Source organism: Janthinobacterium sp. GW822-FHT07H11 (assembly GCF_058798615.1).
The window spans coordinates 2,190,750-2,204,587 of record NZ_CM179507.1 but is presented as its reverse complement, the minus strand read 5'-3'; the positions used below and the strand labels follow the sequence as shown (position 1 = coordinate 2,204,587).

Here is a 13,838-nt window from a genome sequence, read left to right as displayed (position 1 = left end):
ATTCCTTCTTTGCGGCACACGCAAGCTTAACCAAATAGACGGAGCACCATGGCATTCGGCAAATGGCCCCTGAGACAGCTGCTTGCCCCCCTGCTGGCCGTGGGCTCGCTGGTCGTGCTGACGTGGGCCTCGTATGCCTGGGTCAAGCAGCGCCAGCTAGATGAATTGCACCGCACCCTCGATTCGCGCGCGGAACTGTATGCGGCGTCCATCGGCGGCGCCCTCAACAAATACGAATTCCTGCCCCTGGCCGTGGCGCAGAGCGATGCCGTGGCGCAATTGCTGGAGCAGCCCAGCGCCGACAAGGTGACGCAGATCAATGCCTACCTGGTCGACATGAACCGCCGCGCGGGCGCGTTTGCCGTCTACGTGCTCGACGACAAGGGCACCACCCTGGCGTCGAGCAACTGGCAAGACCGCAGCTCGTACGTGGGCGTCAACTACGGCTTCCGGCCCTACTTCAAGGATGCGATCGCGGGCGGCATCGGCCGCTTCTACGGCATCGGTGCCTCCACCTTCGAGGCCGGCTATTTCATTTCGCAGCCCGTGCAGCGCGACGGGCGCATTCTCGGCATCGTCGCCGCCAAGGTCAACCTGGACTGGATCGAGCAATCGTGGCGCACGCCCGGTGCGGGCGAACAGATCTGGGTCAAGGATGCGAATGGCGTGATCATCCTGGCCACCACACAAGCCTTCAAGTTCAAGACCCTGGCGCCCCTGTCGCCGGCAGCGAAGAACGATATCAGCGCACAGCGCCAGTTCCTGCAGGAAAATCTTCCCATCCTGCCGCACAAGGTGCGGCGCCAGTTCGCCGACGGCGCCAGCGTGATGACGCTGGAGCGTCCGCAGACGGGCGATACGCCCGCCCTGTCCGGCAGTGCCGACAAGGTCAGCTATCTGGCCGTGAACCGCGCCTTGGGTCCCCTGCAATGGCAGATCACGGTGCTGGCCGAACTCGACCAGGTGGAAGAGGCGGCGCGCAACGCGGCCATCGCCACGGCGCTGGGCTGGGCCCTGCTGCTGCTGGCCCTGCTGTATGCGCGCCAGCGCCGGCGCCGCATCGCCGACAAGCTCAATGCACAGCAGACGCTGGCCCGTGCCTATGAACAGCTGGAAATCAAGGTCGAACAGCGCACGGCCGACCTGGTCCACGCGAACGGCCGCCTGCAGGCCGAAGTGGCCGAGCGCGAGCGGGCCGAGCAAACCTTGCGCTACGCCCAGGCGGAACTGGTGCAAAGCGGCAAGCTGGCGGCCATCGGCCAGATGGCGGCCGGCGTCACGCACGAGTTGAACCAGCCGCTGGCGGCCCTGCAAACGTTTTCCGACAATGCCAAGGTGTTTCTGGCACGCGGACGCATCGACGATGCGCTCGACAATCTGTCGACCATTTCCGACCTCGTCAAGCGCCTCGGCTACGTCACGTCGCAATTGAAAGGCTTTGCGCGGCGCAGCGACGATGCGCGCAAGCCCGTCAGCGTGCGCCAGGCATTCGCGCAAACCATGCTGCAAATCCGCACGCGCAAGGGCTCGCAGCGTTTGACCCTGCATGAAAGCTGGCTCGAGGACGACATCATCGTGCTGTGCAACGCCATCGGCCTGGAGCAGGTATTTACCAACCTGATCACAAATGCCATGGATGCCGTGCCGGAAAGCGAGCCCGTGCAGATCTGGTTCCAGGCGCGCCGCGAAGGCGGCCTTGCCGTGCTGCATATCACCGATAATGGCCCCGGCATCCCGCTGGCCTCGCTCGACAAGATCTTCGACCCCTTCTATACCACCAAGGAACACGGGCTGGGCTTGGGATTGTCGATCAGCGCAGGCATACTGCGCGCGGCCGGCAGCGCCCTGGCCGTGCGCAACCGCAGCGCGCAGGAAGGGGGCGGCGCGCAATTTACCATCACCCTGAGCTGCGACCCGGGGGAGAATAAGAGAGAGACGAAGGAATAGGGTATGCACGAGAATAATTTTGAAGGCATGCAAGTGCTGCTGGTGGAAGACGATGCCGTCGTGCGCAAGGGCGCCCGGCAATCGCTGGAACTGGCGGGCCTGCAAGTAACGGCCGTGGCCACGGCCGAGGAAGCGCTGCCCTATCTGGTGCCCGAATTTGCGGGCATTTTATTGAGCGACATCAAACTGCCCGGCATGGATGGCTTGAAACTGCTCGATATCGCCGTGGCGCAGGATGCCAGCCTGCCCGTCATCCTCGTCACCGGCCATGGCGACGTGTCGATGGCCGTGGGCGCCATGCGCCGGGGCGCCTACGACTTCATCGAAAAACCGTTTTCCGCCGACCTGCTGGTGGAAGTGTGCCGCCGCGCCCTGGACAAACGCCACCTGGTGCTGGAAAACATGAACTTGCGCCGCCAGCTCGAACAGCGGGTCGGCATCGAGGCGCGCATCGTGGGCCGCAGCGCGGCCATGGCCAAGGTGCGCCAGCTGGTGCTGAACCTGGCGCCGAAGTCGGCCGACATCATCATCCTCGGCGAAACGGGGACCGGCAAGGAACTCGTCGCGCGCTGCCTGCACGACTTCAGCGAGCGGCGCGACCACCCTTTCGTGGCGATCAACTGCGGCGCCCTGCCCGAATCGATCTTTGAATCGGAGCTGTTCGGCCACGAGGAAGGCGCATTCACGGGCGCGCAGCGCCAGCGCATCGGCAAGATCGAGTACGCGAACGGCGGCACCCTGTTCCTCGATGAAATCGAAAGCATGCCGCTGGCCCTGCAGGTGAAACTGCTGCGCGTGCTGCAGGAGCGCCAGGTGGAACGGCTCGGTTCAAACAAACTCATTTCCGTCAATTTCCGCGTGATCGCCGCCGCCAAGGAAGACCTCAATGTGCTGGCGGAACAGGGCAAGTTCCGGCCCGACCTGTATTACCGCCTGAACGTGGCCAGCCTCACGCTCCCCGCGCTGCGCAACCGGCGCGAGGATATCCCGCTGCTGTTCGAATTCTTCGTGCTGCAGGCGGCGCTGCGCTATGGCCAGCCGGCCGCCCTCGTCAGCGGCGAGCTGCTGGCGTCATTAATGGCGCAGCGCTGGGCCGGCAATGTGCGCGAGCTGCACAATGTGGCCGACCGCTTCGTGCTGGGCCTGCTCGACGACACCCTGAGCCCGGCAGGCTGCCGCGAAGCGTCGCTGGCCGAGCAGGTGGACACCTTCGAGATTTCCATCATCGAGGAAGCCTTGCGCCGCCACAACGGCAACGTCATCGACGCGGCCGCCGCGCTGAATATCCCGAAGAAAACCCTGTACGACAAGCTCAAGCGCTTCGATATCTCGACGGAGCAATTCCGATAAGCACTAGCAACTAGCCGACACAGCCATGCGGCGGCGTCCTACCCGTGCGGGCAAGCTCCTGTGTGAGAATGCAAGCTCTTATTCATTTCTGCACAGGACACTGCCATGAAAACCGCCGCTCTCTTGCTGGCCGCCACCCTGATGACCGTTGGCGGCGCCTGGGTGCAAGCCCAGTCGACGACAAACGTGAACCAGACGGGCAACCACACCAACAATGCCAATGATCCGGGACAGCAATCGGACCAATCCGACAAGCTCGACAACAAGGGCAGGCTGATCCACGACGCCAAGCCCGCCAAGGCGCGCACGGACAAGCGCACGCGGCGTGGCAAGCCAACGGCGCCGCCAGCGTCCACCCCCGCTGTGCCCAGCATCCCCATCGCCCCTGCGAAATAAGATCAGCGCTGCGCCACATTGCTCCTAGGCACGCTATCATCGCGGCTTTACAAGATGGCCGGGATGACAATGAAAGCAGCATGGCAAGTGTTGGTGGCGGCAGGCGTATTGGCGGCCGCGAGCGTACAGGCGGCGCCCACGGTGGGCGAGTGCATGGAACTGACGCCGGGCGTCAAGTTCAGCAAGAACAATGGCGACGCGCAAGTCAACGTCGAGGAAGTCTTCGAAGGCAAGAAACTCAAGGGCATCCAGCTGATCCTCGACGGCGGCGTGCTGCTGGCCACGTCCTACCAGGACATCCGCGACGGCCAGGTCTTCCTGACGGGCACGGTCCATTACAACGAAGACGGCAGCGTGCGCAGCAAGAACGTCTACACGCCGCAGTCCGCCATTCCCGCCAGGATGCGCCCCGGCCAGGAAGTGCGCGTGCAATTCACGGACACGCAAACAAGCACCCACTACCCGCTGGCGGGCTTGTCCGACAAGATCACCACCTCCACGCGCACGGACAAACGCGATTTCTCGATCACCTTCCTGGGCTGGGAACGCCTGGAACTGGGCGGGCGCCGCTTCCCCGACGCCTGCAAGTTCGAACTGCGCGACGTGGGCGGCAAAAGCAAGGGCAAGAGCGGCGAATACGTGTGGTACGCACAAGGTTTCGGCGTGATCATGACGGACAAGCTGGACCAGGATGGCGACGTGCAGCCGGCCTACCGAATCGCATTGACGAAAATCATCAGTGCACCGTAATGCGTTGCTGGCACAGTGCGCCAGGAGCAAACACATCAGTCTCCTGGCGCAGCACCGCATGCTTTCCAGCAAACTTTACGTAAGCGCAATTAATTCACCACCCCGCCCTTCTACGCTGTCTTGTCAGGTCAGCAAGGAGCGGCGATGACGTATCCGACGACTCCAGCACTGCGCCACGCCAGCCATCGATCCGGCGAATTGATCTGAAGCCTGCCCGACAAATCAATACATCCGCCCCCGGCGCCGCCTCACCTCGGGCGGTGACCACCATCCGCTGCTGTAGATTGCATATTTCACCAAGCCACAACGCACTACTCCTCCCTAAGACATCTGCGGCCAGCGCGATTACCGTGCAATTAGCGCAATAAATAACTATCCACACCAGCGGACAATGCCATCATCGCAAATGGAAATGACTATCATTTACCATTGACCGACGGTCGGTCGAACAATATAATCCATTTTCCTCCACTTCACTCCACACTGAAATTGACCATGGATCGCGACCCACGCCCCCCTTCCGGCGCACAGCAAAGCCAGTGCCGCCCGCACTTCCCCGCTCGCCGCTACACCACGATCACTGCGGCCTTGATGTGCATAGGCTACGGTGCAGCCCATGCCGCAGGCGTCACCGGCCATGCCGGAGCAGACATCCAGAGCGCGGATCTCTCGTCGACAATCCCGACACTTCCGGTTGTCACCGTGACCGCAGACAATCCAGCGCCTGACGAAAATGGCGTGACGCGCGGCTATGCTGCCGAAAAATCAAGAATGGGTAGCAAGACGCAAACCGCCATACTCGAGATACCGCAATCGGTGTCGGTGGTGGGCCGCCAGCAGATGGAGGTGCAGCAACCACTGAGTACCAGCCAGGCATTGCGCTACACCTCGGGTGCCACCGGTGAAAAATACGGTGGATTCGGCAGCCATCTGGATCTGACCAAGATTCGCGGTATCGATGCCGATTACTATCTCGATGGCTTGCGCATCATCAGCAATACCGGAAGCTGGACGCCGCAGATCGATCCCTACACCCTGGAACGGGTGGAAGTCTTGCGCGGACCATCCTCTTCGGTATATGGACAAGGAACGGGCGGCGGCATCGTCAATCAGGTCAGCCGCAAGCCGCAGGACGTTGCCTCGCACGAGGTGAGCGTGCAGGTTGGCAATTTCGGACGCAAACAGCTCGGCATCGACACCACCGGGCCCCTCAACGACGAGAAAACCCTGTCCTACCGTCTCACCGCTACCGGGCTGGACACCAACGCGCAGATCGAAGACGTGCGCCACCGGCGCCTGTATCTGGCGCCGTCCCTGACCTGGCGTCCCGACAGCCAGACATCGTGGACGGTCATGGCGACGCATGTACGCGAGCCGGATATCGGCAATTACAATAGCTTGCCGGCAGCCGCCCTGGGACTCGGGAACAGTCCATATCCGCAAGTCAATCGCGCCAGGAATTACACCGATATCCATTTCGCTGACAGTTCGCGCAGCCAGGATTCGGCCAGCTCGCTGTTCGAGCACAAGTTCGGCAATGACTGGCGTTTCACCAGCAACTTGCGCTACATGTATATCAACGCCCCACTGCAGCGCAGCGCCGTATATGGATATGTGGATGTCGCCGACAAGATGCTGCTCAAGGGCACTTACGAACAGGCTCCAGGAAGCTCGAATACGCTCTCGATGGACAATCACGTGAGCGGAGATATCGTTCTGGGCGCGGCCCGTCACACGGTCTTGCTGGGAATCGATTACGCCAGGGGGACGGTGCGCAATGCCTATTACAGTGACGGTCCCGTGCTGTTTGATCCTTACGGTGCCAGCTACCGGCCGGCTATCCATCCGGACTTCACCGCCAGCCACACCCGGTCGCCGTACCATGTGATCCAGCAATTCGAGCGTATCGGCATGTATGCGCAGGATCAAATGGCATACGGGCACTGGCGCCTTACCTTGAGTGCCCGGCATGATCGCTCCCAGACCGACGACCAGACGCAAAGCTATGCGCCGGCCATTAAGTACACCAGGCAGGATGACCGGAAATGGAGCAGCCGGGCGGGACTCAGTTACCAGTTCGCCGAGGGCATTGCGCCCTACATCAGCCATGCCACCTCATTCGATCCCCTGCTCGGCAGTGACTACAAGGGAACGGCCTTTGTGCCGGTGGAAACCAAGCAATCTGAAATCGGCATCAAGTATCACCCCGCCAATTCCAGCACGCAGGTCAGCGCGGCGCTCTTCCAGCTCAATCAGACCAACGTCAAGACCAGCGATGCAGATCATCTCGGCTTTAACAACCAGGCTGGCGAAGTGCGTACGCGCGGTGCCGATTTTCAGGCGACCGCCGAAATCCTCCGCAATCTCAATTTGATCGCAAGCCATACCTATCTCGATAACGCGCTGATCAAGGACGCGCGCTACCAGGGCAAGAGCCTGGTACAGACACCAAAGCACAGCGCCTCGGCGTGGCTGGACTACCTGATCGGCAGCGGCCCCTTGCGTGGCCTGCGCGCTGGCATCGGGGTGCGCTACCTGGGCGACACCTGGGGCGACCCGAGCAATACGTTCAAGGTTCCCGGCGTGACATTGACCGACCTGGCACTACACTACGACCTTGGCGTCCTTTCTGCCCAATTGCGCGGCGCGACGTTCTCCCTCAATGTCAGCAACCTCACCGACAAGCGCTATGTAGCAAGCTGCACGTCCAGGCTGTATTGCTTCATAGGCCAGGATCGCACCGCGGTCGCCACGCTGGGCTATCGATGGTGAGCGCCATGCCCGACGACGCGCTTGCGCGGCGATCCCTGCTGCGCTGCGGACTGGCCGGCGCTTTGCTGCTCGCCGTCCCGGGCTTGCACGCGGCGCGGCGGCCACCGTTGCTGCTTCAGGATATTGCCGCGCGCACGGTGCGCATCGGCCAGCCGGTCACACGCATCCTGCTCGGCGACGGCCCACTGGCGTATGTGGTGGCGCTGCTGCAACCGGAACAGCCGTTTGCCAATGTAGTGGGCTGGGGAAACAACTTCCGCGCGGCCGACCTCGATGGCTATCAAGCCTATTTACGGCGCTTCCCCGGAATCGCGCACATCCCCTCTTTTCCCAGCACGACGCTCGATTCCATCGGCAGCGAACTGGCGATCTCGATGGAACCGGACGTGGTCGTGCTCAACCTGAGTTCGCGCACGGCGGCCGTATCCTCCGGTCTGATGGCGCGACTGGCGCAGGTCGGCATTCCCGTGGTCTTCGTCGATTTTCGCACCCGCATGTTCGACAACACCGCCGCCAGTATCGAGGTGATGGGACAACTACTTGGACAACCGCAGCGGGCGGCAGCGTTCCTGCGCTTTCGCCGCCAGCAGATAGAACGGGTGACCTCGCCGCTACGCGGCATCCGTGCCAGGCCCAGCGTGATGGTCGAACGCGCCGCCGGACTGTATGACGATTGTTGCCTGACGTATGGCAACGGCAACTTCGGCGAGCTTGTTGCAGTCGCCGGCGGTATCAACCTCGGCACGCGCTTTCTGCATGGCGCATTTGGCACCTTACATCCGGAACAGGTGATTGCGTCCGCCCCTGACGTCGTCCTCGTCACCGGCGCCAACTGGTCCTTGTACTCGCCTGCCGGCGACTGGGTCAATCTCGGTCCCGGCGCCGATCCGGTGCAGGGCCAGGCTCGCCTGCGGCGGCTGATGCACCGCCCGGCGTACCGTGCCTTGAGCGCAGTCAAGGCGCGGCAGGTCCATGCGATCTGGCATCCGTTCTACGACAACCCCTACTACTTCATCGCGCTGCAGCGGATCGCTAAGTGGCTACACCCGGAACTGTTTACCGCGCTGGATCCGGATGCGACCTTTCGTGAACTGCATGCGCGTTTTCTGCCTGTTCCGTATCAACCCGGCTACTGGCTCAGCCTTGATGGAGCATCGACATGAGCACGCCCATTCCCTGCACTTCGTCCAGCGCGCTGGTCCACGGCCGGCAACTCTACAGCCAACTGACGCAGCGGCGCCTGATCCTGCTGGGCGCGATCGGCATCCTGACCATCGCCTGCTTCGTCATCGACCTGTGCTCCGGCCAGGCCCATTACAGCCCGCTGACAATACTGTCCGCATTCTGGCATGCGGATGCTCCGCTATCCGTTACAGTCATTCTGTGGGACATCCGCTTGCCCGTGGCCTTGTCGGCACTGGTGGTTGGCGCCAGCCTCGCGGTGGCAGGTTTGGAGATGCAGACGGTATTGAATAATCCCCTCGCCAGCCCGTTCACGCTGGGGCTGTCGGCAGCGGCCAGCTTCGGCGCGGCGCTGGGACTGATCCTGGGCGTGAGCGTGCTGCCGGCATCGGCGGTGGCCTTCGCCGTTCCCGCAAACGCTTTCCTCGTCTCCATGGCGGCGGCCTTGTTCATCCATCGCCTGAGCCAGAAGCGCGGCATCAGCACCGAAATGATCGTGTTGCTGGGCACCACCCTGGTCTTCACGTTCACGGCACTGCTGGAGGCACTGCAGTATGTTGCCCCGGATCAAGCACTTTCTGCCGTCGTGTTCTGGACCATGGGCAGCCTGTCGCGCGCCAGCTGGCCCAAGCTTGGCATCATGAGCGGCGTCCTGGCCGTCGTATCGCTCGCCTTTGCCCGTCAGGCCTGGGCGCTGACCGCCTTGCGGCTGGGCGAAGCCCGGGCCGCCAGCCTCGGCATCCCGGTCGCCCGGCTGCGGCTGCAAGGCATTTTACTGGGCAGCCTGCTCGCTTCCGTCTGCGTGTCCTTTGTCGGCACCATCGGTTTCGTCGGCCTGGTCGGCCCGCATATCGCGCGCATGCTGGTGGGCGAAGACCAGCGCTTTCTGCTGCCCACCTCGGCGCTGTGCGGCGCGCTGATGCTGTCGGCCGCGTCGGTATTGAGCAAAACCCTGGTGGCAGGACAGACGCTCCCCATCGGCATCGTCACGTCCCTGGTCGGCGTGCCGCTGTTTTTCGCGCTGATTCTGCGCACGAGGGCACGATGAAGCACCTGCTTGAAGTATCGCGCGTGTCCGTCAGCTTCAGCCACCGCACGGTACTGACAGACGTGAGCTTCGGCCCGCTTCCCGCCGGCAGCGTCACCGCATTGCTGGGCTCCAACGCGGCAGGAAAGTCCACCTTGCTGCGCAGGATCGCGGGCGAACTGCGCGGCGCCGGCCACATCGAGGTCATGGGCGCAGCGCTGGAAAGCTGGCCCGCGCACCATCCGAATTTACCGGCGTATGTGCCGCAAGACATTTCCATGGGCTCAACGCTGCGCGTATTCGAAGCGGTGCTGCTGGCCAGCAAACAGGCCAGCGGCTGGTCTGTCGGCAGCGATGAGCTCGATGCGGTCACCCGGCTGCTGCGCACGCTGGAGATCGATGCGCTCGCCGGGCGCGAACTGGCCGCGCTCAGCGGCGGGCAACGCCAGCTGGTCTCGATTGCCCAGGCCCTGATCCGCGCGCCGCGCGTGCTGCTCCTCGATGAACCCACCAGTGCGCTGGACCTGCAACATCAATATGAAGTACTCGAGCTGCTGCGGCGTCTGGCGCAGGAACGCGGCATGTGCATCGTCATGGCCATCCACGACCTCAATCATGCCTTGCGCTTTGCCGACCACGTTGTCGTCATTCACCAGGGCCAGGTCAATGCCAGCGGCGCGCCGGCCGACGTCCTGACGCCCGCCTTGCTGCAGCGCGTGTATGGCGTGCAGGCGCGCCTGGAACGTTGCACGCAAGGACTTCCATTGCTGGTCGTCGACCGGTCCACCCGACAAATCACCAACAGGAGCATCACCACACCATGAATCAGCCAAACCGACAGCTCATCCTGCTGGGCATGCCCAGCATCCACGCCGGTGCCTGGCGCTACCCCGGCGCGGAACCCGGTTTCCAGTCCAGCTTTGCGCACATGAAATGGTTTGCCCGCATGCTTGAGTACGGTAAGTTCGACGGACTGTTCCTGCCCGATTCTCTGGCCATGCGGGCAGCGCCACTGGAGGTGCTGGCGCGTGGCCACAGCGCGGTGACGCTCGATCCGCTCACACTGCTGCCGGCCCTGGCCGCCGTGACCGAACACCTCGGCTTGATCGGCACCGCCAGCACGACCTACAACGAACCGTACATGCTGGCGCGTCGCCTGGCATCGCTAGACCTCATCAGCGCTGGCCGCGCCGGCTGGAATCTGGTGACTTCCAGCAATCCGAACGAAGCCGCCAATTTCGGCAAGGAGCACCACATGGAGCATGGCGACCGATACCGGCGGGCGCGCGAATTCACCGATGTGATGAATGGCCTGTGGAACAGCTGGGATCAAGATGCATTCACACATGACGTGGAAAATGGCAGGTACTTCGATGCCGGCAAGATGCACGTGCTGCATCACCGTGGCGCGCATTTCGCCGTCAAGGGCCCGCTGAACATTGCCCGCCCGCCTCAAGGCCGGCCCGTGATCGTCCAGGCCGGCGCCTCCGAGGCCGGGCGCCAGATTGCCGCCGAGACCGCAGAACTGGTCTTCACCTACCAGACCGACCTGATCTCGGCCCGGCAATTCCATGCCGACATGCAATCGCGTGCCACGGCGGCAAGCCGCACGCAGCCCATCAAGATCATTCCCGCCGTGTTTGTGGTTCTCGGCGACAGCCTGGCGCAGGCACAGGAAAAGCGGGCCGCGCTGGACCGGCTGGTCGATGAGCCAAGCAGCCTGGCCACCCTGTCCATTGCCTTGGGACACGATATCTCCGGCTACGATCCGGCCGGCCAGTTACCGCATATTCCAGACAGCAATGCCAGCAAGAGCGGACGCGACCGCGTGCTACAACTGGCCCGGCGCGAGCACCTGAGCATTGCCGCCCTGGCAAAGCGCATCTGCGGCTACCAGGGACTGGAAATGGTCGGGACCGCAAGCATGGTGGCGGAGCAGATGGAACTGTGGTTCAGCTCCGGCGCGGCAGATGGCTTCAACGTCATGTTCTCGCACTTGCCAGGCGGCGTCACCGAGTTCGTCGAGCAAGTGGTACCCCGCTTGCAGGCTCGCGGCCTGCTCCGGCAAGAATACACGGGGGCGACCTTCCGGGAAAATCTCGGCCTGGCGGCAGCACGGCATCGCTGCCATCAGCGCTGAGAGCCACCGATGTCATGCCCGGCTTTTTCAATTCACCGTCAGCATGCGCAGGCAGGCATCCGACAGGCTGCGGGCGAACGGCGCGCAATCGTCGGTTTGCGCTGCAATGACGTCATCGGTGGCGCCATGCACGCCGGAATAGATCAGCAATGCAACCACTCTTGGCTGCTCAGTCGCCCACACACCGGCGGCCCGGCCGCCTTCTATGATCGCCAGCAATTGCTCAAGAATGGCATTCCTGGCCTGGTTGGAGCGGTTCTGATGATGGTGGTTCGTATACACGATGTCATGCATGCGGTAGGTCTTGACGTAGGTGTCGACATTGGCATGAATCCAGACCCGCAGCCGCCCGGCCCAGTCGCCGACGGCGCAGGCGTCGACCGCCGCTTCGACAGACGCCAAAAATTGCTCGGTGTAGCGCTTGCCAAGCGCTTCGAGCATGTCGTTCTTGGAGGTGAAGTAGTGATAGAAAGTGCCCTTGGCAACCTGCGCCTCCTCGACGATTTCATTGATCGTGGTCGCTTCCACACCTTGCGCGAGGAACAGTCTTTCAGCCGCCGCCATCAACTCATCGAGCCGGACTTCCGCCGGCTTGGTGCGCGGACGCGGCGCGGGCGTGGACGGCATGGCGGGTGCAGGGGATTTCACTTTCATCATGTCTTTTCGCAAATTAGGCTAAGCCGGACAGTTTACTGGAAGGCGCCGCCGCAGTCTTCGAATATTCTGCATGCGGCATAAATCATGAACAACGCTCACCCTGCTACTAGCAAAGGAATCAATATGTCGCGCTCCCGCCGCCGTGCAGCATTGGCCGCCGCCTATCTCGGCACGTTCCTCGCCACGCTGGACATCAGTATCGTCAACGTTGCGCTGCCGACGCTGCAAACCGCGCTGCAAACCGATATCGCAGGACTACAATGGGTCGTCAATGCCTATGCCATCTGCCTGTCGGCGTTCATGCTGTCGGCCGGCCCGCTAGGCGATCGCTATGGCCACAAGCTGGCCTGGCTCTGCGGCGTCATCCTGTTCACCATCGGCTCGGCAATCTGCGGCATGGCCAGCGCTCTCGGCCCCCTGCTCGCCGGCCGGGCGGTCCAGGGCGTGGCCGGTGCCTTGCTGATCCCCGGCGCCATGCCCATCCTGACGCATGCATTTCCGGATCCGCAAGAACGCGCGCATGCCATCGGCGGCTGGTCGGCATTCACGGCGCTGGCGCTGATCCTCGGTCCGCTGCTCGGTGGCTTGCTGCTGCACAGTGCCGGCTGGCAGACTATTTTCCTGATCAACCTGCCGCTCGGCCTTGTCGCGCTGGCACTGGGCCTGTGGGGCATTCCTGAGCGCAAGCATCCCGATCACGCGGCGCTGGACCCGCTCGGCCAGGTCCTGAGCGTGATCAGCCTGGGCGCCCTGACGTATGGCCTGATCGAAGCTGGTGAACATGGGTTTGCCGGCGCGGCCCCGATAGCGGCCCTGCTGCTGGCACTGATCTGCTTGCTCCTGTTCGCGCTGGTGGAAACGCGCACGGCGCGCCCCCTGCTGCCGCTGGCGCTGTTCCGACAGCGCTCGTTCGCGATCGCCAACCTTGCGTCGTTCATTCTGGGCTTTTCGTATTACAGCAGCCTGTTCTTTTTTTCCATTTTTTTACAACAAATCCAGGGCTGGTCGCCGGTCGAAACCGGGTGGCGCATGATGCCCCAGTTCGTCATGACAGGATGTATTTCCATGCTGTTCGGACGGCTCAGTTCAACCATCCCCGTGCGCTGGCTGATGATAGCCGGCTACGGCATGACGGCGATTACCATGTCGGCCATGGTCGTCTTCAACGCGGCGACGCCGTACTGGATCGTCGGTTCGCTGTTTGGCTTGCTGGGACTGGGCGCCGGACTTGCCGTACCCGCCACTGGCCTGCTCGTCATGAGCACGGCGCCGGCAGAGCGCTCGGGCATGGCTTCGGCGACGATGAATGCCTTGCGCCAGACGGGGATGAGCGTTGGCATCGCTTTGCTGGGTACCCTGTTGAGCAACCGGGCAATGCAGGTACTGGCCGACAGCGCCGCCCATCAAGGTATTGCCGATGCCGCCGGGGTGGCGCGCCGGGCCGTGACCCAGCATCTCATGCACGGAATCCAGGCCGGATTTGTGCCGTTGTACACGGCAGCCATGGAAAGTGGCTTTCACCTGGCCATGTTGTGCGCCGGTTTGGCGTGCCTGATCGCCATGCTCCTGCTGTTGACGCTAGGCCCTGCGGCGGATTGACGATGCGCCATCGCCGTA

At 62.9% G+C, this 13,838-nt stretch carries 11 protein-coding genes; 10 read left to right on the top strand and 1 reads right to left on the bottom strand.

What is annotated here, in order from left to right; translation table 11 throughout:
• Positions 1-48: 48 nt before the first annotated feature.
• The 9 genes from AC3RCJ_RS09930 to AC3RCJ_RS09890 all read left to right on the top strand — a co-directional run bounded on the left by AC3RCJ_RS09930 (position 49) and on the right by AC3RCJ_RS09890 (position 11,564).
• Positions 49-1,947: a sensor histidine kinase gene (locus AC3RCJ_RS09930; protein WP_492960904.1), complete on the top strand. Its 1,899-nt coding sequence runs from the start codon at positions 49-51 to the stop codon at positions 1,945-1,947.
• Between the two features lie 3 nt (positions 1,948-1,950).
• Positions 1,951-3,297, top strand: a complete 1,347-nt coding sequence (locus tag AC3RCJ_RS09925; RefSeq protein WP_492960902.1) for a sigma-54-dependent transcriptional regulator — start codon at positions 1,951-1,953, stop codon at positions 3,295-3,297.
• Positions 3,298-3,402: 105 nt separating this feature from the next.
• Positions 3,403-3,693, top strand: a complete 291-nt coding sequence (locus tag AC3RCJ_RS09920; protein WP_492960900.1) for a hypothetical protein — start codon at positions 3,403-3,405, stop codon at positions 3,691-3,693.
• A 69-nt stretch (positions 3,694-3,762) separates the two neighbouring features.
• On the top strand, positions 3,763-4,443 hold the full coding sequence (locus AC3RCJ_RS09915) for a hypothetical protein (RefSeq protein WP_492965446.1): 681 nt from the start codon (positions 3,763-3,765) through the stop codon (positions 4,441-4,443).
• 495 nt (positions 4,444-4,938) lie between these two features.
• Positions 4,939-7,215, top strand: coding sequence for a TonB-dependent siderophore receptor (locus AC3RCJ_RS09910; RefSeq protein ID WP_492960896.1), 2,277 nt, complete (start codon positions 4,939-4,941; stop codon positions 7,213-7,215).
• Positions 7,216-7,220: 5 nt separating this feature from the next.
• Entirely contained in the window at positions 7,221-8,378 is a 1,158-nt protein-coding gene (locus tag AC3RCJ_RS09905; protein ID WP_492960894.1) for an ABC transporter substrate-binding protein, read from the top strand.
• Positions 8,375-9,445, top strand: coding sequence for a FecCD family ABC transporter permease (locus tag AC3RCJ_RS09900; RefSeq protein WP_492960892.1), 1,071 nt, complete (start codon positions 8,375-8,377; stop codon positions 9,443-9,445). Before AC3RCJ_RS09905 ends, AC3RCJ_RS09900 begins: the two co-directional genes overlap by 4 nt.
• Entirely contained in the window at positions 9,442-10,248 is an 807-nt protein-coding gene (locus AC3RCJ_RS09895) for an ABC transporter ATP-binding protein (RefSeq protein ID WP_492960890.1), read from the top strand. The genes AC3RCJ_RS09900 and AC3RCJ_RS09895 overlap by 4 nt, the downstream gene beginning before the upstream one ends.
• Entirely contained in the window at positions 10,245-11,564 is a 1,320-nt protein-coding gene (locus tag AC3RCJ_RS09890) for an LLM class flavin-dependent oxidoreductase (RefSeq protein ID WP_492960888.1), read from the top strand. The genes AC3RCJ_RS09895 and AC3RCJ_RS09890 overlap by 4 nt, the downstream gene beginning before the upstream one ends.
• Positions 11,565-11,591: 27 nt before the next feature.
• Here AC3RCJ_RS09890 and AC3RCJ_RS09885 read toward each other — a convergent pair whose 3' ends face one another.
• A complete protein-coding gene (locus AC3RCJ_RS09885; RefSeq protein WP_492960886.1) occupies positions 11,592-12,221 on the bottom strand; it encodes a TetR/AcrR family transcriptional regulator in 630 nt (209 codons plus the stop codon).
• Between the two features lie 123 nt (positions 12,222-12,344).
• Between AC3RCJ_RS09885 and AC3RCJ_RS09880 the strand changes: the two genes are divergently transcribed.
• Positions 12,345-13,820 carry an MFS transporter gene (locus AC3RCJ_RS09880; protein ID WP_492960957.1) on the top strand — a complete coding sequence of 492 codons (1,476 nt, stop codon included), beginning with the start codon at positions 12,345-12,347 and terminating at the stop codon, positions 13,818-13,820.
• Positions 13,821-13,838: the final 18 nt, after the last annotated feature.

What these genes read in the sequence shown, in the direction of transcription:
- AC3RCJ_RS09930 (WP_492960904.1), top strand. Translation starts at nt 49, where the DNA reads ATGGCATTCGGCAAATGGCCCCTGAGACAGCTGCTTGCCCCCCTGCTG.
- AC3RCJ_RS09925 (WP_492960902.1), top strand. Translation starts at nt 1,951, where the DNA reads ATGCACGAGAATAATTTTGAAGGCATGCAAGTGCTGCTGGTGGAAGAC.
- AC3RCJ_RS09920 (WP_492960900.1), top strand. Translation starts at nt 3,403, where the DNA reads ATGAAAACCGCCGCTCTCTTGCTGGCCGCCACCCTGATGACCGTTGGC.
- AC3RCJ_RS09915 (WP_492965446.1), top strand. Translation starts at nt 3,763, where the DNA reads ATGAAAGCAGCATGGCAAGTGTTGGTGGCGGCAGGCGTATTGGCGGCC.
- AC3RCJ_RS09910 (WP_492960896.1), top strand. Translation starts at nt 4,939, where the DNA reads ATGGATCGCGACCCACGCCCCCCTTCCGGCGCACAGCAAAGCCAGTGC.
- AC3RCJ_RS09905 (WP_492960894.1), top strand. Translation starts at nt 7,221, where the DNA reads ATGCCCGACGACGCGCTTGCGCGGCGATCCCTGCTGCGCTGCGGACTG.
- AC3RCJ_RS09900 (WP_492960892.1), top strand. Translation starts at nt 8,375, where the DNA reads ATGAGCACGCCCATTCCCTGCACTTCGTCCAGCGCGCTGGTCCACGGC.
- AC3RCJ_RS09895 (WP_492960890.1), top strand. Translation starts at nt 9,442, where the DNA reads ATGAAGCACCTGCTTGAAGTATCGCGCGTGTCCGTCAGCTTCAGCCAC.
- AC3RCJ_RS09890 (WP_492960888.1), top strand. Translation starts at nt 10,245, where the DNA reads ATGAATCAGCCAAACCGACAGCTCATCCTGCTGGGCATGCCCAGCATC.
- AC3RCJ_RS09885 (WP_492960886.1), bottom strand. Translation starts at nt 12,221, where the DNA reads ATGATGAAAGTGAAATCCCCTGCACCCGCCATGCCGTCCACGCCCGCG.
- AC3RCJ_RS09880 (WP_492960957.1), top strand. Translation starts at nt 12,345, where the DNA reads ATGTCGCGCTCCCGCCGCCGTGCAGCATTGGCCGCCGCCTATCTCGGC.